Source organism: Streptomyces sp. NBC_00322, from assembly GCF_036147535.1.
GTDB lineage: Bacteria > Actinomycetota > Actinomycetes > Streptomycetales > Streptomycetaceae > Streptomyces.
The window spans coordinates 7,345,083-7,365,055 of sequence record NZ_CP108019.1 but is presented as its reverse complement, the minus strand read 5'-3'; the positions used below and the strand labels follow the sequence as shown (position 1 = coordinate 7,365,055).

Below are 19,973 nucleotides of genomic sequence, written 5' to 3'. Positions count from 1 at the left end.
GCGCATGGTCTCCCCAGAGCAATAGGACAACTGATCAGCGGTGGTTACCCCCCGGTAGGGGCAGTCAAGCTACGCGACGGGACATGGACAACGCAATGTTCCTGGAGGTAACCGCCCCCAACCCCTGGAGGTCCCCGGTGAGCTGGCTCGATCCCCGCCCCTTTCTGTGTGGTGTGGCCTGGCTGGAGGAGGGACGCGCGGTGCGCGCGGACCCCTCGGATCTGGGCAGGCTGCCGTGGGACACCGGGCAGCGCGCGGCACTGCCCATCGGCGTGCGGCTGGAGTTCACCGCCGAGGGCGCGCAGGCGGTGGAGATCCGCTACCGCGCCTCGGTGCCGGGAGAGAACGATGCCCTGCGCACCGTCGCCCACTGCTTCGCCCTCTGGCAGGGCGGCGGCCTCGTCTCCGAGACGATCGCCGAGCCCGCCGAGGAGACGGTGGTCACCGTTGCCCTCCCGGCCGGTGCCCGCGGCCGGTTCACGGTCCACCCGCCGGAGGCCCAGTCCCCCGTGATCCTCGGCCTGCGCGGCATCGGCGGCACCATCGCGCCCGCGCCCCGTCAGCCGCGCTGGCTCGTCCACGGCGACTCCATCACCGAGGGCTGGTGGTCCACCCGCCCCGCCCACTCCTGGCCCGCCATCGCCGGGCGAATGCTGGGCCTGGACACGGTGAACCTGGGCTACGCGGGCGCGGCCCGCGGCGAACTGGCCACCGCGGAGCAGCTGTCGGCCCTCCCCGCCGATGTGATCACCCTCGCCTTCGGCACCAACTGCTGGACCGGCGTTCCCTGTTCGGCCCCGCTGCTCTACGAGACGACGCGCGCGTTCATCGCGCTCGTACGGCAGGGGCATCCGCGGATCCCGCTGCTGGTCCTCTCCCCCGTGCTGCGGCCCGAGGCCGAGCAGACCGCCAACCGGCTGGGTGCGACGCTCGCCGAGCTGCGTACGGCGCTGGAGCGGGCCGTCCTCGACAGCGGGGAGGCCACCGGCGACGGGCGGCTCTCCCTTCTGCCCGGACGGGACCTGATCGGCCCCTCCCAGCTGGCCGACGGAGTGCACCCCGACGACGAGGGCCATGCCGCGATGGCGGCCGCGGTCGCCGGCGTACTGCGCACGAAACTTATCTAAGGGAACCGGCTGATAGAAGTGCGACAAGTGGGGTAGGCGAGCGGAGATGAACGCAGAACCACATGTGGTGATCGACCACTCGCCACACAGAGGCAGCGCGGGAGCCCGAGGGGCCACCGCGGAGTTTCTGCTGCAGCACTGCCCCTGGGCCGACCTGGACGCGGTGCTGCTGGTCGTTTCCGAACTGGTCGCCAATGCGGTACGGCACACCGCCGGCTGGTGGCAGCTGCATCTGAGGGCGGGACAGGACACGCTGGTGGTCGAGATGGACGACTCCAGCCCGCTGCCTCCCGTACCGCGCGAGCCCGACTTCGCCGGTGGCGGCGGTTTCGGCTGGCACATGGTGCTGAGTCTCGCCGCGCAGGTGGAGGTCTGCCCCCTGCCGTACGGAAAGCGGGTGCAGGCGACCTGGCTGCGGCAGTCGCACTGACCGCTCACACATGAACACGTGAAAGCGGCGTCCCGGACGGCCGGGACGCCGCTTCTCCCGTGGGGGGTCCTCGGGGGCGATGGGTGGATCACTCCACGACGAGCAGGCCCTCACGCAGCCGCTTGGTGATCCGCGTCAGCAGCCGCGACACATGCATCTGCGAGACGCCGAGCTCCACGCCGATCTCCGACTGGGTCATCTCCTCGCCGAAGCGCATGCGCAGGATCCTCTTGTCCCGGTCGTCCAGCTCCTCGATGAGTGGCTTGAGCGCCTGGACGTTCTCCGCGATCTCCAGATCGGCGTCCGGCGCGCCCAGCCGGTCGGACAGCGGCACCGGTGCGTGGTCGGAGGCGTCGTCGATGGGCATGTCGATCGAGCCCGCGGTGTAGCCGTTGCTGGCGACCACGCCCTCGATGATCTCCTCCTCGTCGAGCCCGAGGTGCCCGGCGAGCTCGGCCGTGGTCGGCGCCCGGTCCAGCTCCTGGGAGAGCTCGTCCGTCGCCTTCGCCAGATCGATCCGCAACTCCTGCAGCCTGCGCGGCACATGGACGGCCCAGCTGGTGTCGCGGAAGAACCGCTTGATCTCTCCGACGATGTACGGAACGGCGAACGTCGCGAACTCCACCTCGCGGCTCAGCTCGAACCGGTCGATCGCCTTGATCAGGCCGATGGTGCCGACCTGGACGATGTCGTCCATCTGCTCGGCCCGGTTGCGGAACCGGCCCGCCGCATACCTGACCAGCGCCAGGTTCAGCTCGATGAGCGTGTTCCGTACGTACTGGTGCTCATGCGTCCCCTCGTCCAGCGAGGCCAGCCGTACGAAGAAGAGCTTCGAGATCTCGCGCGCGTCTCTGGGTGCTACCTCTCCAGGATTCGGCACAGACGGAAGATCCAGCTCCGCCATGTTCGGGCGCTGTGTGCCAGGCTGTGTGAGTTCGGTCGTGACCGTGCTCGCCGTGGACACTTCGTCCTCCCCTGCTCGTGGTCAGTGCAGGGCGCGTATACCCAGGCATTCGCCACGCATGCCTGCGCGATCGGGAGTTGAGGAATTACCGCGTCCGGCCGCCGCGAGCTTCGCGAGGGCCGGACGTGGTGTGGTCGTTCCTGGGTCCTGTCCGGTCGATCTTGTCGGGCCCGAGCTAGTTCCAGCTGGCGTGCAGCGGCTTGCCCTCGGCGTAACCGGCGGCGCTCTGGATGCCGACGATCGCCTTCTCGGCGAACTCCTCCAGCGAGCCCGCACCGGCGTAGGTGCAGGAGGAGCGGACGCCCGCGATGATCGAGTCGATCAGGTCCTCGACGCCCGGACGGGTCGGGTCGAGGAACATCCGCGAGGTGGAGATGCCCTCCTCGAACAGCGCCTTGCGGGCGCGGTCGTACGCCGACTCCTCGCTCGTACGGTTGCGCACGGCGCGGGCGGACGCCATGCCGAAGGACTCCTTGTACAGACGCCCGTCGGCGGCCTGCTGGAGGTCGCCCGGGGACTCGTAGGTCCCGGCGAACCAGGAGCCGATCATGACGTTGGATGCACCGGCGGCGAGCGCCATGGCGACATCGCGCGGGTGGCGCACACCGCCGTCGGCCCAGACGTGCTTGCCGTACTTCTTCGCCTCGGCGGCGCACTCCAGCACGGCCGAGAACTGCGGGCGGCCGACGCCCGTCATCATGCGGGTGGTGCACATGGCGCCGGGGCCCACACCGACCTTGATGATGTCCGCGCCGGCCTCGACCAGGTCGCGTACACCCTCGGCGGCGACGATGTTGCCCGCGACGATGGGCACCTGCGGGTCGAGCCCGCGGACCGCCTTGATCGCGCTGATCATCGACTCCTGGTGGCCGTGCGCGGTGTCCACCACGATGGTGTCCGCACCGGCGTCGAGGAGCTGCTTGGCCTTGCCGGCGACATCGCCGTTGATGCCGACGGCGGCGGCGATGCGCAGCTTGCCGTTGGCGTCGACGGCCGGGGTGTAGAGGGTCGCGCGCAGGGCGCCCTTGCGGGTGAGGATGCCGACGAGCCGGCCGTCCTTGTCCACGGCGGGGGCGTAGCGGCGGTTGGCGTGGTCGAGCTTGTTGAAGGCGTCGCGCGGGTCGATGTCCGCGTCGAGCAGCAGCAGGTCCCGGGACATGACCTCGGACAGCTGCGTGAAGCGGTCGACGCCGGACAGGTCGGCGTCGGTGACGACACCGACGGGCCGGTGGTCGGCGTCGACGACGACGCCCGCGTCGTGGGCCCGCTTCGGCAGCAGGGACAGCGCGTCGGCGACGGTCTGGCCTGGGGCGAGCACGATCGGGGTGTCAAGGACGAGGTGGCGCGTCTTGACCCAGGAGATGACCTCGGTGACGACGTCGATCGGGATGTCCTGGGGAATGACGACGAGGCCGCCGCGGCGGGCGAGCGTCTCGGCCATCCGGCGGCCCGCGATGGCGGTCATGTTCGCGACGACCAGCGGGATGGTGGTGCCGCTGCCGTCCGGGGAGGACAGATCCACGCCCTGACGGGAGCCGACGGCCGAGCGGCTCGGCACCATGAATACGTCGTCGTACGTCAGGTCGTACGGCGGCTTCAGGTCATTGAGGAAACGCACGTGCAGAACATCCCAGTCGATCGGAGTTGGCCCCCGGGCATCTCAGCCGGGGAAATCGCACGTACTTCATTGTCCCATGGCCGTGCGGATGTGATGCCCAGGCAAAAACTCCAGCTCACGGGCATGGCCCCCGGCAGATCCTCCAAACGTTCCCCGCCGCTCGGGCGTCAGTCGTCCGGGTCGGCCCGGTCCAGCGCGGGCCGCGGTCCGGGAGGCGCCGCAAGCAGATGGTCCGCGGCAGCGGTGTCCGTCACCAGGCTGGTGACGAGCCCGGAGCGCAGGACGGCCGCGATCGCGTCCGCCTTGCGCTGACCGCCCGCGATCGCCACCACCTCGGGGATACGGCGCAGCCGGTCGGCCTCGACCGTGATGCACCGTTCGCCCAGGTCACGGCCGACCCGGCGGCCCTCCGCGTCGAAGAGGTGCGCGGACATCTCGGCGGCGACGCCGAGCGAGGCGTAGTGCGCGCGCTCCTCGTCGGTGAGCATGTCGTGCACGGTCGAGATGCCCGGCTCCCACGAACCGATGGAGACGGCAGCCACGGTGACCTTGTCGAAGTACTCGAAGGCACGGGCGATGCCGGTCTGGTTGCGCAGCGCCGCGGCGGTGGCCGGGTCGGGCAGCAGCATCGGGGCGTAGATGGGGTGGGCCTCGCCGCCGGAGACCTGCGCGGCGCGCCGGACGGCCTCGACCGAGCCGCGCTCGGCGGTCCCCGCGTCGTACACGCCCGTGAGCTGCACGACCGTGCACGGTGGCAGCCGGTCGAGCGCGGCGGCCATGTGGATGGTGGACCGGCCCCAGGCCAGCCCGAGCACATCGCCCTCGTTCACCAGCTCGCCGAGGAGGTCGGCGGCCACCTCGCCGAGGTTCTCCGGGTCGGGCGACTCCTCCTCGCCCTCCGCCGGGGATTCGACCACGACCGCGTGCCGCAGTCCGTAGCGGGCGCGGAGCGCGTCCGAGCGCTCCGCGTCCAGCTCTGCGGGTACGCGGATCTCGATCCTTACGAGATCACGTTCGAGTGCGGTTTCCAGGACCCGGGCGACTTTGAAGCGGCTGACGCCGAACTCCTCAGCGATCTGGATCTTGGATTTGCCCTCGAGGTAGAAGCGGCGGGCCATGGCCGCCGCCTGCACCAGCTCAGCGGGTCCCATCCGCATGGCTGACCGGCCCGTCGACACCGCGATCTCCTCACTGCTGTACACACTCCGGATCCGTCATCCTGTCAGATCCGGCGGTTCTTGATCAGCCCTGTTGGGTTGAGTTCACTTGCTTGTGGCTCAGTGGTTGCAAGCCCACGCCGCCGAGGAGATGGTCTCCTCGGCCTTGGCGCGCAGCGAGCGCACCGCCTGCGCCGGGTCCTTGGCCCCGTAGACCGCCGAACCGGCGACGAACACATCCGCGCCGGCTTCGGCACACCGTTCGATCGTCGCGTCCGATACGCCGCCGTCGACCTGAAGCCACAGCTCGAGGCCGTGCTTGGAGATCAGCTCACGGGTGCGGCGGATCTTCGGCAGCATGATGTCGAGGAAGGCCTGACCACCGAAGCCGGGCTCCACGGTCATGATCAGCAGCATGTCGAGCTCGGGGAGAAGGTCCTCGTACGGCTCGATGGGCGTCGCGGGCTTGAGCGCCATCGAGGCGCGGGCGCCCTTGGCCCGGATCTCCCGCGCGAGGCGTACGGGCGCGGCCGCCGCCTCGACATGGAAGGTGACGGATCCGGCCCCCGCTTCGACGTACTGCGGAGCCCATCGATCGGGGTCATCGATCATCAGATGGCAGTCCAGCGGGGTGTCCGTCGCCCGGCTGAGAGATTCCACGACCGGTACGCCCAGGGTCAGGTTGGGCACGAAGTGGTTGTCCATGACATCGACATGCAGCCAGTCGGCGCCTTCGACTGCCTTCGCCTCCTCCGCCAGGCGCGAGAAGTCGGCGGAGAGGATACTGGGGCTGATCTGTACGGCCATGGGCCAAGCCTGCCACGTTCCGGAGCGCTTCCCTTCCTCGGTACGACTCCCGGTACGGACCAAGGGCTCCCCGGATCGGCGCACTCCGTGCAATCCTGGCGAATCGGCCCACCAGTGAGGGCCATGCGGCCCGCCGCGAGGGGTAATTGGGGGCGTCATGCCGGACGCGATCAAGGGACAGGAGCGGCCCAAGAAGGGTGTCGCCCACTTCGTCTGCGGGCGGCGCAGCAAATGGGTCGTCGTCGTGCTGTGGCTGGCGGTGATGGTGCTCGCCTTCCCGCTGGCATCGAAGCTCGGCGACGCCCAGGACAATGACGCCGCGTCCTGGCTGCCAGGCAGTGCCGAATCCACCCAAGTGCTCGAGGAGTCCAAGGGGTTCAGGCCCGAGGTCATCCCCGCGGTCGTCGTGTACGCGCGCGACAGCGGCCTGACCCCGGCCGACCGGCAGCAGATCAGCGAGGACGTCGCGGCGATCAAGCAGCTGCGGGACCACGGCGTGCGCGGCAACGAGACCCGCGGTCCCGTTCTGGACCGGCCGGTCGACCCGCGGGCCGCCCAGGTCTTCGTACCGATCACGATGGACGAGAAGGGCTGGGACCGGATCGCGCCCGCCGTCGACTCCATCCGCGACATAACAGGCAAGAGCAGCACCGGACTGGAGGTGCACATCACCGGCCCCGGCGGCACGGCCGCCGACTTCTCCGAGGCCTTCGAGGGCATCGACTCGACCCTGCTGTTCGCGGCACTCGGCGTCGTGATCGTGATGCTGCTGATCACCTTCCGCAGTCCGACGCTGCTGCTGGTCCCGGTGATCTCGGTGATCGTCGCGCTCTCCGCCGCGCAGGCGCTGATCTATCTCCTGGCCACGCATGCCGATCTGACCGTCAACGGGCAGAGCGCGGGCATTTTGACCGTCCTCGTCTTCGGCGCGGGGACGGACTATGCCCTGTTGCTGGTCGCCCGCTACCGCGAGGAGCTGCGCCGGCACGAGGACCGGCACGAGGCGATGGCCCTGGCGCTGCACCGCGCCGGTCCCGCGGTGCTGGCCAGCGGCGCGACCGTGGTGCTCGGCATGCTGGTTCTGCTGTTCGCCGAGATGAACTCCACCAGCGGGCTCGGCCCGGTCGCCGCGATCGGTGTCGCGGTCGCCCTGGTGTCCATGCTGACGCTCTTCCCCGCCCTGCTGGTGATCTTGGGCCGCTGGATCTTCTGGCCCGCGATCCCGCACCTCGGTTCGCCCGAGCCCACCGAGCGGGGCTTCTGGGCCCGTACGGGACGGCGTATCGCCGGCCGCCCGCGTGCGACATGGGGCATCACCGCCGTCATCCTCGCGGCCTTCGCCCTGGGGCTGACCCAGCTGCGGGCCGACGGCATCAGCAACGCCGACGCCTTCACCGGCGAACCCGATTCGATCGTCGGGCAGTCCGTCCAGGCCCAGTACTTCCCCGCGGGCAGCGGCGACCCCCTGGTGATCATCACCAATGCGCCACAGGCCCGGACGGTCGGCGAGACCGTCGCCACGACCTCTGGCGTGGTTCCCCGGTCGATCACCATCCCGCCCGGCACCAAACCGGTCAACGACGGCCGCGTGCTGTTCGAGGCGACCATGTCGGACCCTGCGGACAGCCAGGCGGCCAGGGCCACGGTCGAGCGGGTACGGGACGCCGTGCACGCGGTCCCGGACGCCGATGCCCAGGTGGGCGGCGGCACGGCAGCGCTCCTGGACGCGGAGACCGCCACCACGCGGGACAACTATGTGATCATTCCGCTGGTCCTGGCCGTGGTGCTGCTGGTGCTCACGCTGCTGCTGCGCGCTGTGATCGCCCCGCTGCTGCTGATCGGGACGGTGGTGCTGTCCTTCGCGGCAGCGCTGGGCCTGAGCGCGCTCGCGTTCCGCTACATCTTCGACTACGCCGGCGAGGCGACCGACTTCCCGCTGTTCGTCTTCGTCTTCCTCGTGGCGCTGGGCATCGACTACAACATCTTCCTGACCACCCGTATCCGCGAGGAAGCGGGCCGCCTGGGCACCAGACGGGGCGTGCTGACCGGCCTGGCGGCGACGGGCGCGGTCATCACCTCGGCGGGCCTGGTCCTGGCGGGCACCTTCGCGGCGCTGGGCACTCTCCCGATGGTCGCCTTCGCGGAGATCGGCTTCGCGGTGGCGCTCGGCGTGCTGCTCGACACCCTCATCGTCCGGTCCGTGCTGGTCACAGGTCTGTTCCTGGACGTGGGGCCGAAGATCTGGTGGCCGCACCGACGGGCCCGCGAGGACGAGCCACGGACGCCGGAGCCCGCGGTGGCGGGAAGCGCCGTGTCCGGCGGCGCGGTGTCGGGCGGCGGTTCCTCACCGAACGAGCCCGAGGGGTCCTAGCCTGAGGGAGTGCCCGGTGAACCGGCCACGCTGTTTCTCAGCGGCGACGTGATGCTCGGCCGCGGTGTCGACCAGATCCTTCCGCACCCCGGTGATCCGACGCTGCCGGAGATCTGGCTCCGGGACGCCCGCGCCTACGTCGAGCTCGCGGAGGCGGCCAACGGCCCGATTCCACGACCCGCCGACTTCTCCTGGCCCTGGGGCGACGCGCTGCCGGTGCTGGACGAGGCCGCGCCCGACGCACGGATCGTCAATCTGGAAACCAGCGTTACTCAGCACGACGAGATCGCACCGGGCAAAGAGGTCCACTACCGGATGCACCCGGCCAACCTGCCCTGCCTGGCGGCCGCCCGTCCTGACGTGTGCGTACTGGCCAACAACCATGTCCTGGACTACGGCCGCCCCGGCCTGGAAGAGACACTTGACGCGCTGAGCGCCGCCGGGCTGCGTACGGCAGGCGCGGGACGCAGCTCCGGCGAGGCCCGGCGGCCCGCGATCGTCCCGGCAGGACACGGCCGGCGTGTCCTGGTCTTCTCCCTCGGGATGGCATCCAGCGGCATCCCGCGGAGCTGGGCCGCCACTCAGGACCGGAGCGGGATCGACTTCGCGGCCCCCTCGCTCACCGCCGCGGCCGACGTGGCCGCACGGGTACGGCAGGCCAGACAACCGGGCGACATCGCGGTCGCCTCGATCCACTGGGGTTCCAACTGGGGCTACGACGTCCCGCGCGACCAGATCCGCTTCGCCCACGCGCTCGTCGATGCCGGGGTGGATGTCGTGCACGGGCACTCCTCGCACCATCCAAGGCCGCTGGAGGTGTACGGAGGAAAGCTCATCGCCTACGGCTGCGGCGACCTGATCGACGACTACGAGGGCATCGGCGGCTACGAGCAGTACCGGGACGACCTGCGCCTGCTGTACTTCGTCTCGCTGGACCCCGAGACCGGCAGGCTCCAGGACGTACGCATCACACCGATGCAGGCCCGGCGGATGCGTCTGCGACATGCCTCGCCCGAGGACGCACGGTGGCTGCACGGCGTCCTCGACCGGATCAGCCACCGCTTCGGCTCCCGCGTCGAGTCCGGGCCGGACGGCAGCCTCGTCGTCCGGCCGTCCCGGGAATGAGCGGCCCGCCATCCGCCACGCCCGGCGTCCACTGACACGCTCCACCGCCGCATCGTGACCGCGGAACCGGCCCCATGAGGGGAAGTCCTTCGCCTCAGGCGCGCCATCACAAGAGAATCACATCGGTTCGTCCCCACTGCTCACTTCGGTGGACGCCATCTAGAGTCACGCCAGCCGCCATGCCAGAGGACCGATCTTCGGCCCGACAGCGCGGTCAAGCGCCTCGAAGGGGAAGGACCGAACGTGCGCAACCGTTCTCTCATAGCTGTCACCGCCGCGCTCGCCGCCGGAGCACTCTCGCTCACAGCGTGCGGCTCCCGTGACACAGGCAAAGCCAACGACGCCGCCGCCGACGGCACCGTCGTCACCATCGGTTTCGACGCGCCGTTGACCGGGGAGCTCTCCGCTCTCGGCCTCGGCATGAAGAACTCGGTCGACCTCGCCGTCAAGCAGGCCAACAAGAACAAGGAGGTGCCAGGCGTCACCTTCAAGATCGAGGCTCTCGACGACCAGGCACAGCCCTCCTCCGGCCAGCAGAACGCAACCAAGCTCGTCGCCGACAAGAGCGTCCTCGGAGTCGTCGGCCCGTTGAACTCCTCCGTGGCCCAGTCCATGCAGAAGGTCTTCGACGCAGCCCAGGTGGTCGAGGTCTCGGTCAACACCAACCCCGCCCTCACCCAAGGCGACAAGTGGGACACGGGGAAGAAGATCCGGCCGTTCAAGTCGTACTTCCGGACCGCGACCACGGACGCCATCCAGGGCCCGTTCGCCGCCGAGTACCTGTACAACACGGCCAAGAAGAAGAAGGTCTACGTCGTCGACGACAAGAAGACCTACGGCGCCGGCCTTGCGGCGACCTTCTCCGCCCACTTCAAGAAGCTCGGCGGCGCGGTCGTCGGCACCGAGCATGTCAACCCGGAGGCCAAGGACTTCGGCTCCGTGGCCACCAAGATCAAGAACTCGGGCGCGGACGTCGTCTACTACGGCGGTGAGTACCCGGTGGCCGGCCCGCTCAGCGCGCAGGTCAAGAAGTCGGGTGCCGCGATCCCGCTCATCGGTGGCGACGCGATCTACAGCGACGAGTACGTCAAGCTCACCGGCGCCCGCGGCGAAGGCGACATGGCCACCTCCGTCGGCGCACCCGTCGAGGACCTGCGCTCCGCCAAGAAGTTCATCGAGGACTACAAGGCCGCCGGGTACAAAGAGGCGTACGGAGCCTACGGCGGCTTCTCCTACGACTCGGCCTGGGCGATCATCCAGGCGGTCAAGGCCGTGGCCAAGGACGGCAAGCTGCCCTCCGACGCCCGCGCCAACGTCACCGAGGCCCTGCAGAAGGTCTCCTTCGACGGAGTCATGGGCAAGGTCTCCTTCGACGAATACGGCGACGCCACCAACAAGCAGCTCACCGTCTACGAGGTCTCGGGCGCTACCTGGAAGGCGGTCACCACCGGCACGTTCGGAGGCTGACCGACCGCGCAGTCACACCATCATCTCGCCGCTGTCCTGCTGCGACTCGCCCTTCCGGGCCTGCGCGGCCAGTGATCATCCACCGCAGAGGCCTCACGGGGCCGGGCTGCTCCCTCCTCAGGGAGGGAGCAGCCCGGCCTCGCCGCTGTGTCCGCTCCGTGTGAGTACGTACGCCCCGGCCCCGTGCTTTGAGAACCTACAGACGACGACGCCTCGTCTCAGGCCGTACGGCGCAGCAGCGCGAGGTACATCGCGTCCGTGCCGTGCAGATGCGGCCACAGCTGTACATCGGGCCCGTCGCCCAGCGCGGGAACACCAGGCATCAGGGGCCTGGCGTCCACCAACTCGGCCTCCACGGCCTCGCCGCCGCGGCCCTTGAGTACGTCGTCCACGACCACCCGGGTCTCGGCAAGGTGCGGCGAGCAGGTCGCGTATCCGACCACTCCCCCGACCCGTACGGCCTTCAACGCCTCGCGCAGCAGCCCGCGTTGGAGCGGCGCGAAGCCCTCCAGGTCCTCGGGACGGCGACGCCAGCGGGCCTCGGGACGGCGGCGCAGCGCGCCGAGGCCGGTGCACGGGACATCGACGAGTACGCGGTCGAAGGAGCCCTCACGCCACGGCGGACGCGTCCCGTCCGCGGCGATGACCTGGTACGGGCCGGGGTTTCCGGCGAGCGCCCGCTCCACCAGACGGGCGCGGTGCGGCTGCTTCTCGGAGGCCAGGAGCGATGCGCCCCGCTGCGCGGCGAGCGCGCCCAGCAGCGCCGCCTTGCCGCCGGGTCCTGCGCAGCCGTCGAGCCAGCGCTCGTCGGGTCCGTCCAGCGGCGCGTTCGCGAGGGCGATCGCGACGAGCTGGCTGCCCTCGTCCTGGACACCGGCCCGGCCGTCGCGTACGGCCTCGATGGCGCCGGGTTCGCCGCCCTCGGCCAGCCGCACGGCGTACGGCGACCAGCGCCCCGGCAGCCCGGACTCCTCGCCCAGCACATCGAGCAGTTCGCCGGTGGTGGAGCGGCCGGGCCGGGCGACGAGGGTCACCTCGGGCCGCTCGTTGTCGGCGTCCAGCAGGTCCTCGATCCCGGCGCGGGGGCCGCCCAGCGAGTCCCACAGCGCGGAGACGACCCACCGAGGATGCGAGTGCACCACGGCCAGGTGGTCCTCGGCGTCGTCCTCGTAGGGCGGAGCGACCCGCTCGAGCCAGGTGTCCAGATCGTCCTGCGAGATCTTGCGCAGCACGGCGTTGACGAACCTCGCCCGACCGTCGCCGAGCACCACCCGCGCCAGCTCCACGCTCGCGGAGACCGCCGCATGCGTGGGGATCCGCGTCCCGAGCAGCTGGTGGGCGCCGAGCGCCAGCACGTCGAGCACGGGCGGGTCGACCTCGCGCAGCGGCCGGTCGATGCATGCTGAGATGATCGCGTCGTACGTGCCCTGGCGGCGCAGCGTCCCGTACACGAGCTCGGTGGCGAGCGCCGCGTCGCGCGCGTCGAAGTCGTCCTTCTCCCGAGCCTTCTTCAGCAGGGGCGGCAGGACCAGGTTGGCGTACGCGTCCCTCTCGTCGACGGCCCTGAGCGCCTCGAAGGCGAGGATCCGCACGGGATCCTTCTTGGGGCGGCGGTACGGCTTCGGGGGACGGCGATGTGCCTGCTCGTTCAAAGGTGCTCCGCGATCGAAAGGGTCGAACGCCCTCAGCCTACGTCCGCCGCGCCCACCCTCACGCCCGGCTCTATGCGCCGACTCCTTCTCCCGGGGCGATGCGCACCCCGCGCGCCCAGTCGGCCGCGCGCATCGGCTTCTTGCCCTGGGGCTGGACCCAGAGCAGCTCGACGGCGTGCGATCCGGTGCCCACGTACACATTGTTCTTGCCTGCCGAGAGTTCGCCGGGCTTGAGCTCTGTGTGGTCAGGCACCGGTGCCACGTGGATCAGCTTGAGCCGCTCCCCACGGAAGGCCGTCCACGCGCCGGGCGCCGGGGTACATCCGCGGACGAGGCGGTCGACGCGCAGCGCCGGGGCCTTGAAGTCCACATGGGCGTTCTCCACGGTGATCTTCGGCGCGAGCGAGATGCCCTCGGCCGGCTGCGGCACGGCCTGCAGGGTGCCGTCCTCGATGCCGTCCATGGTCGCGGCGAGCAGCCCGGCGCCCGCGAAGGCGAGCCGGGTGAGCAGGTCGCCGCTGGTGTCGGTGGGCCGTACATGCTCGGTGATCACGCCGTAGACCGGCCCGGAGTCGAGGCCTTCCTCGATCAGGAAGGTCGATGCGCCGGTCATCTCGTCCCCCGCGAGGATCGCGTGCTGGACGGGTGCGGCTCCGCGCCAGGCGGGCAGCAGCGAGAAGTGCAGATTGACCCAGCCACGGGCGGGCACGTCGAGGGCCACCTTGGGCAGCAGCGCGCCGTAGGCCACGACCGGGCAGCAGTCGGGCGCGATCTCGCGCAGCCGCTCGAGGAACGCCTCGTCGCGCGGTCTGGCCGGCCTCAACACCTCGATCCCGGCCTCCTCTGCACGCTGCGCGACGGGGCTGGCCACCAGGCGGCGACCGCGCCCCGCGGGTGCGTCGGGCCGGGTGACGACGGCGGCCACTTCATGCCGGTCGGAGGCGATCAGGGCGTCCAGGGCGGGTACGGCGACCTCGGGGGTGCCTGCGAAGACGAGCTTCATCGGTGGCTGACTGCCTCTCAGGCTGATGCGTGCTGGCAACTACTGGTCCGTGCGGTGACGAGCAGCACACCAGTCTATGGGGCGGGCTGCAGGGGGCGTACGGGCGGCCGTGCGCCCCGCGCGCATACGCATACACCCCTGCCCCGTGACCACATCGCCGGGTGGAGCGTTGGTCAAGAGAGATTGACCGAAGCGGGCCGCCCCGGATGCGGCCCACCCCCTTTTCAACGCCGGTTCGAGAGGCTTGTCAATGGCCGACCACGCAACCCACGACGCCCAAGCCCGGGCAAGTCTGCACCTGTTGGTGCGTGACATCGAGCGGGTCCGCCGGCAGGTGGACGCCTTGCGCACGCTCACCGCCCAGCTGGGCAATGTCTACCGCCCGCGCCGCTCAGGCCCCTCCACGGGCTTCGTCGTCTACGGCAGAGCCCCGGCCCCGACCGTCCGTCTGGCGCAGGAGCTGCGGGACAGCGTCGAGACACTGGTGACCGCGGCGGTGGACTTCGACCGTTCGCTGGGCTTCTCGTGGGACGCGGTGGGCTCGGCCCTGGGAGTCACCAAGCAGGCGGTACACCGCCGATACGGAGCGCGGCGGGCTGCGCAGCAGGCGGGCACCGCTGATGTGGACCACGGCGGGGAGACGGCGACGACCCGCACGCTGCCGGTGGGCCCGAGCCTGTCGGCCGTCCCCGCAGCCCGTACGATGCCGACGCAGTCGGCGCCCGGCAGCCAATCCCACCGCGAGGAGGCCCGCCCGAGCGCCTTCCCCGGCCCGCGCAACGGCTGACCTCCCGCCCGGCTGCCCCTGCCCCGACGGGTGGGGGCAGTCGTCTGCTGTGCGAGGCGCGGGGTCCGGTGTGCGGGACCCCTCAGCCGATGTCCGGCGGGTCGACCCTGATCCGTACCTGCTCGGTGCCCCCGCGCGCCATCCGGGCCGCCTGGGCCGACTTCAGCGCCGCGGCCAGTGCCGCTCCGCTGCCCGGCGGCACCCTGAGCAGCACCCGCTCCCATGTCTCGCCCACTGGGGGATCACCCGGCCTGCGGGGCCTGCCCGGGTCCGTGACCCGGAGCGGGACCGGGCCCAACACCTCGGTGTCGCCCGGCAGTTCGGCACTCGCCACAAACGCGGCGACCGCCTCCGCCCGGCCCGACACCGCCGCCATCCGCGACACCGGCGGAAACCCGAGCTCCGCCCGCTCGGCCAGCTCGCGCTGTGCGTGCCCGACCGGGTCCCACCGCACCAGCGCCTGTACGGGACGCAGCGTCGGCTCGGCGACCACCACCACCGTGCCGCCCTCGCTCTGCCCGCGTACCAGCGAGGCCGCGTCTATCCAGCGCCGCAGCGCGTCCTCACCCGCCCGCAGATCGGGCCGCCCCAGCATCGCCCAGCCGTCGAGCAGCAGCGCCGCCGCGTATCCGCCCTCGGCGACGGGCTCCGCACCGGGCGTGCTCACCACGAGCGCGGGGCGCCCGGGCACGCTGTCCAGCACATGGTCCCGGCCCGATGTGCGCACCTGGACGGCGGGGAAGGCGCGGCCCAGCTCCTCCGCCGTGCGCCGGGCGCCCACGATCTGGGCGCGCAGTCTCGTACTGCCGCACTCGACGCAGTGCCAGTCGGGCGCACCGCGCCCGCACCAGCCGCACTTCAGATCGCGCTCGTCCGGCGCCTCCAGCGGGCCCGCGCAGTGGCGGCAGCGCGCGGGCGTACGGCACCGCTCGCAGGCGAGCCTCGGCACATAGCCGCGCCTGGGCACCTGGACCAGCACCGGTCCGCTCTTCAGCCCGTCCCGTACGGCCTGCCAGGCCAGACTCGGCAGCCGTGCCGCCCGCGCTGCCTCGTCGCGCGCCAGCTCGCCGTCCCCGACCGTACGCACGAGGGGCGCGGTCTCGCGCACCTGCTCGCGGTCGGCGATCAGCGGCAGCGCCCAGCCGCTCTCCACGAGCTGGGCCGCCTCGACCGTGCAGCTCGTACTCCCCAGCAGGAAGCCGCATCTGTCGTGGGCGGCCCGCAGCTCCAGCACCTCGCGCACATGCGGGAACGGCGCGTTCTCATCGCTGTGGCTGGAGTCGCCGTCGTCCCAGATCGCGACCAGGCCGAGGTTCTGTACGGGGGCGAACATCGCGGCCCGGGTGCCGACGACGGCGCGCACGGACCCGCGTCGCACGGCGAGCCACTGCCGGTAGCGCTTCTCGGGGCCGGACTCGGCGGTGAGCAGGGCGTGGCGCCCCTCCCCCAGCAGCGCGGTGAGCGCGGCGTCGACGCGCGCGGCGCGCCGCCCGTCGGGCACGACGACCAGCGCGCCCCGCCCGGAGGCGAGCGTCGCGGCAACGGCCCGCGCGAGCTCGTCCGGCCACTGGGGCCCGGGCAAGGCGGTCCACACCGCCCGCGGCGCTCCCCCAGTCGCGAGCGCCTCCAAAAACGCCGCCCCCCGGCCATACCGCACCCAGCTCCCGGGCTCCGGCGCACCGGGCGGCGCCAACGGCTCCGGCGAGGGCTTCGCCTCGGCCCGTCCGTTCCTCGGCGGAACGGCGAGCTGCAGCACATCCGCCAGGCTCCCCGCATAGCGATCGGCGACCGCACGCGCCAGGGCAAGCATCTGAGGGCTGAGCACCGGCTCGGGCGAGACCACATAGGCGAGCGCGGCCAGCGCTCCCCCGTAGTCCGACTCGGCACGCCGCTCGATGAGAAAGCCGTCGATCAGGCCGCCCCCTTCGCGCCGCCCTTCCCGCACCCGGTGCGCCCCGGCCCCGAACCGCACGCGGACACGCACCCCGGGCTGCGCGTCCGCGTCCAGCTCTTCGGGCACGGCGTAGTCGAAGTACTGATCGAGATGCAGCACCCCTTTGTTGACCATCACCCGTGCTACGGGCAATTCCTTGGCGAGCGCGGCCCCTCGCCAGGTCCGCGGCTTCGCCTTGGGCACCTTGGCCTTGCGCACCGTCTCCCGAATGAGCGCAAGCTGCTCCGGCCCACCGGCGGCGGGCTCTTCGGGCTGCTTGTTGTCGCTGCTCACAGCCAAATTCCTACCAGATGCCACTGACAGAGCCGGGCGCCGGAGATCCGGCCCGATCCTCGGGCGCCGGACGTGCGACGGCCCCGGACCATCCCGGTCCGGGGCCGTCGCACGAGCCTGGAGGCTCAGGTCGTCCTGCAGATCTCAGTCGTTCTAGAGACCCGCGGCCTTGCGCAGCGCGTCCACGCGGTCCGTGCGCTCCCACGTGAAGTCCGGCAGCTCGCGGCCGAAGTGTCCGTACGCCGCGGTCTGCGCGTAGATCGGGCGCAGCAGGTCCAGGTCGCGGATGATCGCCGCCGGGCGCAGGTCGAAGACCTCTCCGATGGCCTGCTCGATCTTGTCGACGTCGACCGCCGCGGTGCCGAAGGTCTCGACGAAGAGGCCCACCGGCTCGGCCTTGCCGATCGCGTAGGCGACCTGGACCTCGCAGCGAGCCGCGAGGCCGGCGGCCACGATGTTCTTCGCGACCCAGCGCATCGCATAGGCAGCCGAGCGGTCCACCTTCGACGGGTCCTTGCCGGAGAAGGCGCCGCCGCCGTGGCGGGCCATGCCGCCGTAGGTGTCGATGATGATCTTGCGGCCGGTGAGGCCGGCGTCGCCCATCGGGCCGCCGATCTCGAAGCGGCCGGTCGGGTTGACCAGCAGGCGGTAGCCGTCGGTGTCCAGCTTGATGCCGTCTTCGACGAGCTGCTTGAGCACGTGCTCGACGACGAACTCGCGGATGTCGGGCGCGAGCAGCGAGTCCAGGTCGATGTCCGACGCGTGCTGCGAGGAGACGACCACGGTGTCCAGGCGCACGGCCTTGTCGCCGTCGTACTCGATGGTGACCTGGGTCTTGCCGTCGGGGCGCAGGTACGGGATGGTCCCGTTCTTGCGGACCTCGGACAGACGGCGCGAGAGCCGGTGCGCCACGTAGATCGGCAGCGGCATCAGCTCGGGGGTCTCGTCGCAGGCGTAGCCGAACATCAGGCCCTGGTCGCCGGCGCCCTGCTTGTCGAGCTCGTCCTCGTCGCCCTCGACGCGCTTCTCGTACGCGGTGTCGACTCCCTGCGCGATGTCCGGGGACTGTGCGCCGATGGAGACCGAGACGCCGCAGGACGCGCCGTCGAAGCCCTTCTTCGAGGAGTCGTAGCCGATCTCGAGGATCTTGTTGCGCACCAGCGTGGGGATGTCGGCGTACGCCTTGGTGGTCACCTCGCCGGCGACATGCACCAGACCGGTGGTGATCAAGGTCTCCACGGCGACTCGGGAGGTGGGGTCCTCCCGCAGAAGGGCGTCGAGAATCGTGTCGCTGATCTGGTCAGCGATCTTGTCGGGGTGACCCTCGGTCACGGACTCCGAGGTGAACAGACGACGGGACACAATGCTCCCTGGGGTTGCAGCGGCTGCTGGCTGATCATTGGCGGACCGGCCGGGGGCTGCGCCCCGCGACGTTCCACGAGCAGTTTATCCGGCGCTCTCCCACCGTGGTCCACCCGTCTCGCTCCGTGGGAGCTGTGTGACGTGTGTTCCGACGCGGGGCTGCAGAGCGACAGACCTGGTTCCTGGGTCAGTATGCCGGACTTCTCGGGATTTCATCCGTACATCGAAGCGAACCCAAGAATTCACCCAAGGCGCGGCACGACCAGGTCCCAGACAGTGTCCGCCAAGGACTCCTTGGGTCCGTACGGAACCGGCGTCTCACCGCCGTCCGCGGCGAGCACCACGGCCTCGTTCTCCTCCGAGCCGAAGGTCTTGCGCTCCCCCACCTCATTGACCACCAGCAGGTCACAGCCCTTGCGGCGCAGCTTCTCGCGGCCGTTGGCGAGCACGTCGTCGGTCTCCGCGGCGAAGCCGACGATCACCTGGCCCAGGCGGGCCCGCTCGGTGGAGATCTCGGCGAGGATGTCCGGGTTGCGGACCAGCACGACAGGCGCGGGCTCCTGGCCGTCCTTCTTCTTGATCTTGCCCTCGGCGTACGCGGCGGGGCGGAAGTCCGCGACCGCCGCGGCCATCACGACGGCATCGGCGTCCGCCGCGGCCTTGAGCACGGCCTCGCGCAGCTGGACGGCCGTGCCGACGTGGACGACGTCGACGCCCGCCGGGCCGGCGATGCCGGTGTTGGCCTCGATGAGCGTGACGCGGGCGCCACGGGCCGCGGCGGTACGGGCCAGGGCGTACCCCTGCTTGCCCGAGGAGCGGTTGCCCAGATAGCGCACCGGGTCCAGCGGCTCGCGCGTGCCACCCGCGCTGACGACCACATGGCGGCCCGCGAGATCCGGGGCGGCAACGCCGCGGGCGAGCACCCGCCGGCAGACCTCGAAGATCTCGCCGGGCTCGGGCAGCCGCCCCTTGCCGGTGTCGACGCCGGTGAGCCGGCCGACCGCGGGGTCGATGACGACGGCGCCCCGGCGGCGCAGTGTCGCGACGTTCTCCTGGGTTGCGGGGTGCTCCCACATCTCGGTGTGCATGGCGGGCGCGAAGACCACCGGACAGCGGGCCGTGAGGAGCGTATTGGTGAGCAGGTCGTCGGCGAGGCCGTGGGCCGCCTTGGCGAGCATGTCGGCCGTGGCCGGGGCGACGACTACCAGGTCGGCGCCCTGCCCGATCCGTACGTGCGGAACCTCGTGGACATCGGACCAGACCTCGGTCGACACGGGGTGGCCGGAGAGCGCGGACCAGGTCGCGGCGCCGACGAAGTGCAGGGCCGACTGGGTCGGCACCACCCGTACGTCGTGGCCCGACTCCGTCAGCCTGCGCAGCAGCTCGCACGCCTTGTACGCGGCGATGCCTCCGCTGACCCCCAGAACGACCTTCGGCCTGTCCACCACGGAACTCCCCGCTCCCGACGATTCGTACATGCCCATGCTGCATCACTCCGGGGGGACGACCCCCCGGAGGGCCCCGAACAGACCACAGGCCCGGCGGATGTACCGCCGGGCCTGTGGTGAAAAGCGTTGAACGCTACTGAGCCGGGCCCTCAATGGCCTCCGAGGTCAGCAGACCCGCGTTGATCTCACGCAGGGCAATCGAGAGCGGCTTCTCGTGGACGTGGGTGTCCACCAGCGGACCGACGTACTCAAGGAGACCCTCGCCGAGCTGCGAGTAGTACGCATTGATCTGGCGCGCGCGCTTGGCCGCGTAGATCACAAGGCTGTACTTCGAGTCGGTGGCCTCGAGCAGCTCGTCGATCGGCGGGTTGATGATGCCCTCGGGCGCAGTGATGGAAGAGGACACTCTCTAGCCTTCCGAAGAACTT

Annotated in this window: 16 protein-coding genes; 6 read left to right on the top strand and 10 right to left on the bottom strand. The window is 70.8% G+C overall.

Annotated elements, in window-relative coordinates:
• Nucleotides 1-83: 83 nt before the first annotated feature.
• On the top strand, nucleotides 84-1,127 hold the full coding sequence (locus OG905_RS33685; RefSeq protein WP_328680242.1) for a GDSL-type esterase/lipase family protein: 1,044 nt from the start codon (nucleotides 84-86) through the stop codon (nucleotides 1,125-1,127).
• Nucleotides 1,128-1,173: 46 nt separating this feature from the next.
• A complete protein-coding gene (locus OG905_RS33680) occupies nucleotides 1,174-1,557 on the top strand; it encodes an ATP-binding protein (RefSeq protein ID WP_328680241.1) in 384 nt (127 codons plus the stop codon).
• A gap of 88 nt (nucleotides 1,558-1,645) precedes the next feature.
• On the opposite strand, the gene OG905_RS33675 is transcribed toward OG905_RS33680, so the two are convergent.
• The 4 genes from OG905_RS33675 to rpe form a co-directional block, all read right to left on the bottom strand.
• On the bottom strand, nucleotides 1,646-2,521 hold the full coding sequence (locus tag OG905_RS33675; protein ID WP_328680240.1) for an RNA polymerase sigma factor SigF: 876 nt from the start codon (nucleotides 2,519-2,521) through the stop codon (nucleotides 1,646-1,648).
• A gap of 175 nt (nucleotides 2,522-2,696) precedes the next feature.
• Entirely contained in the window at nucleotides 2,697-4,145 is a 1,449-nt protein-coding gene (locus tag OG905_RS33670) for a GuaB1 family IMP dehydrogenase-related protein (RefSeq protein ID WP_443044103.1), read from the bottom strand.
• Nucleotides 4,146-4,306: 161 nt separating this feature from the next.
• Complete coding sequence (locus OG905_RS33665) at nucleotides 4,307-5,341, bottom strand: sugar-binding transcriptional regulator (RefSeq protein WP_328680239.1); 1,035 nt, start codon at nucleotides 5,339-5,341, stop codon at nucleotides 4,307-4,309.
• A gap of 75 nt (nucleotides 5,342-5,416) precedes the next feature.
• Nucleotides 5,417-6,103 carry a ribulose-phosphate 3-epimerase gene (gene rpe / locus OG905_RS33660; protein ID WP_142216015.1) on the bottom strand — a complete coding sequence of 229 codons (687 nt, stop codon included), beginning with the start codon at nucleotides 6,101-6,103 and terminating at the stop codon, nucleotides 5,417-5,419.
• A gap of 157 nt (nucleotides 6,104-6,260) precedes the next feature.
• Between rpe and OG905_RS33655 the strand changes: the two genes are divergently transcribed.
• The 3 genes from OG905_RS33655 to OG905_RS33645 all read left to right on the top strand — a co-directional run bounded on the left by OG905_RS33655 (nucleotide 6,261) and on the right by OG905_RS33645 (nucleotide 11,066).
• The gene (locus OG905_RS33655) at nucleotides 6,261-8,474 is read left to right on the top strand and encodes an MMPL family transporter (RefSeq protein WP_328680234.1); all 2,214 of its coding nucleotides are present in this window, start codon (nucleotides 6,261-6,263) and stop codon (nucleotides 8,472-8,474) included.
• Nucleotides 8,475-8,483: 9 nt separating this feature from the next.
• Entirely contained in the window at nucleotides 8,484-9,599 is a 1,116-nt protein-coding gene (locus OG905_RS33650) for a CapA family protein (protein WP_328680232.1), read from the top strand.
• Between the two features lie 243 nt (nucleotides 9,600-9,842).
• Nucleotides 9,843-11,066 carry a branched-chain amino acid ABC transporter substrate-binding protein gene (locus OG905_RS33645; RefSeq protein WP_328680230.1) on the top strand — a complete coding sequence of 408 codons (1,224 nt, stop codon included), beginning with the start codon at nucleotides 9,843-9,845 and terminating at the stop codon, nucleotides 11,064-11,066.
• A 218-nt stretch (nucleotides 11,067-11,284) separates the two neighbouring features.
• Here OG905_RS33645 and OG905_RS33640 read toward each other — a convergent pair whose 3' ends face one another.
• The gene (locus OG905_RS33640; RefSeq protein ID WP_328680228.1) at nucleotides 11,285-12,718 is read right to left on the bottom strand and encodes an RsmB/NOP family class I SAM-dependent RNA methyltransferase; all 1,434 of its coding nucleotides are present in this window, start codon (nucleotides 12,716-12,718) and stop codon (nucleotides 11,285-11,287) included.
• A gap of 70 nt (nucleotides 12,719-12,788) precedes the next feature.
• Nucleotides 12,789-13,721, bottom strand: a complete 933-nt coding sequence (fmt, locus tag OG905_RS33635) for a methionyl-tRNA formyltransferase (RefSeq protein WP_328680227.1) — start codon at nucleotides 13,719-13,721, stop codon at nucleotides 12,789-12,791.
• A gap of 250 nt (nucleotides 13,722-13,971) precedes the next feature.
• Here fmt and OG905_RS33630 point away from each other — a divergent pair, with 250 nt between their 5' ends.
• Nucleotides 13,972-14,508, top strand: a complete 537-nt coding sequence (locus tag OG905_RS33630) for a hypothetical protein (RefSeq protein ID WP_328680226.1) — start codon at nucleotides 13,972-13,974, stop codon at nucleotides 14,506-14,508.
• Nucleotides 14,509-14,590: 82 nt separating this feature from the next.
• Here the strand turns inward: OG905_RS33630 and OG905_RS33625 are convergent, their stop codons facing one another.
• From OG905_RS33625 to rpoZ, 4 genes are all read right to left on the bottom strand, one after another.
• Entirely contained in the window at nucleotides 14,591-16,735 is a 2,145-nt protein-coding gene (locus OG905_RS33625; protein ID WP_328680225.1) for a primosomal protein N', read from the bottom strand.
• 153 nt (nucleotides 16,736-16,888) lie between these two features.
• Nucleotides 16,889-18,097, bottom strand: coding sequence for a methionine adenosyltransferase (gene metK, locus OG905_RS33620; protein WP_328680224.1), 1,209 nt, complete (start codon nucleotides 18,095-18,097; stop codon nucleotides 16,889-16,891).
• A 242-nt stretch (nucleotides 18,098-18,339) separates the two neighbouring features.
• Nucleotides 18,340-19,542 carry a bifunctional phosphopantothenoylcysteine decarboxylase/phosphopantothenate--cysteine ligase CoaBC gene (gene coaBC / locus OG905_RS33615; RefSeq protein ID WP_328680223.1) on the bottom strand — a complete coding sequence of 401 codons (1,203 nt, stop codon included), beginning with the start codon at nucleotides 19,540-19,542 and terminating at the stop codon, nucleotides 18,340-18,342.
• Between the two features lie 136 nt (nucleotides 19,543-19,678).
• Nucleotides 19,679-19,951 (bottom strand): DNA-directed RNA polymerase subunit omega, encoded by a 273-nt coding sequence (rpoZ, locus tag OG905_RS33610; protein WP_005319902.1) that lies wholly within the window; start codon nucleotides 19,949-19,951, stop codon nucleotides 19,679-19,681.
• Nucleotides 19,952-19,973 lie beyond the last annotated feature (22 nt).

Coding starts and splice junctions, on each gene's coding strand:
- fmt (WP_328680227.1), bottom strand. CDS start 13,721: ATGAAGCTCGTCTTCGCAGGCACCCCCGAGGTCGCCGTACCCGCCCTG.
- OG905_RS33685 (WP_328680242.1), top strand. CDS start 84: ATGGACAACGCAATGTTCCTGGAGGTAACCGCCCCCAACCCCTGGAGG.
- OG905_RS33655 (WP_328680234.1), top strand. CDS start 6,261: ATGCCGGACGCGATCAAGGGACAGGAGCGGCCCAAGAAGGGTGTCGCC.
- OG905_RS33630 (WP_328680226.1), top strand. CDS start 13,972: ATGGCCGACCACGCAACCCACGACGCCCAAGCCCGGGCAAGTCTGCAC.
- rpe (WP_142216015.1), bottom strand. CDS start 6,103: ATGGCCGTACAGATCAGCCCCAGTATCCTCTCCGCCGACTTCTCGCGC.
- OG905_RS33680 (WP_328680241.1), top strand. CDS start 1,174: ATGAACGCAGAACCACATGTGGTGATCGACCACTCGCCACACAGAGGC.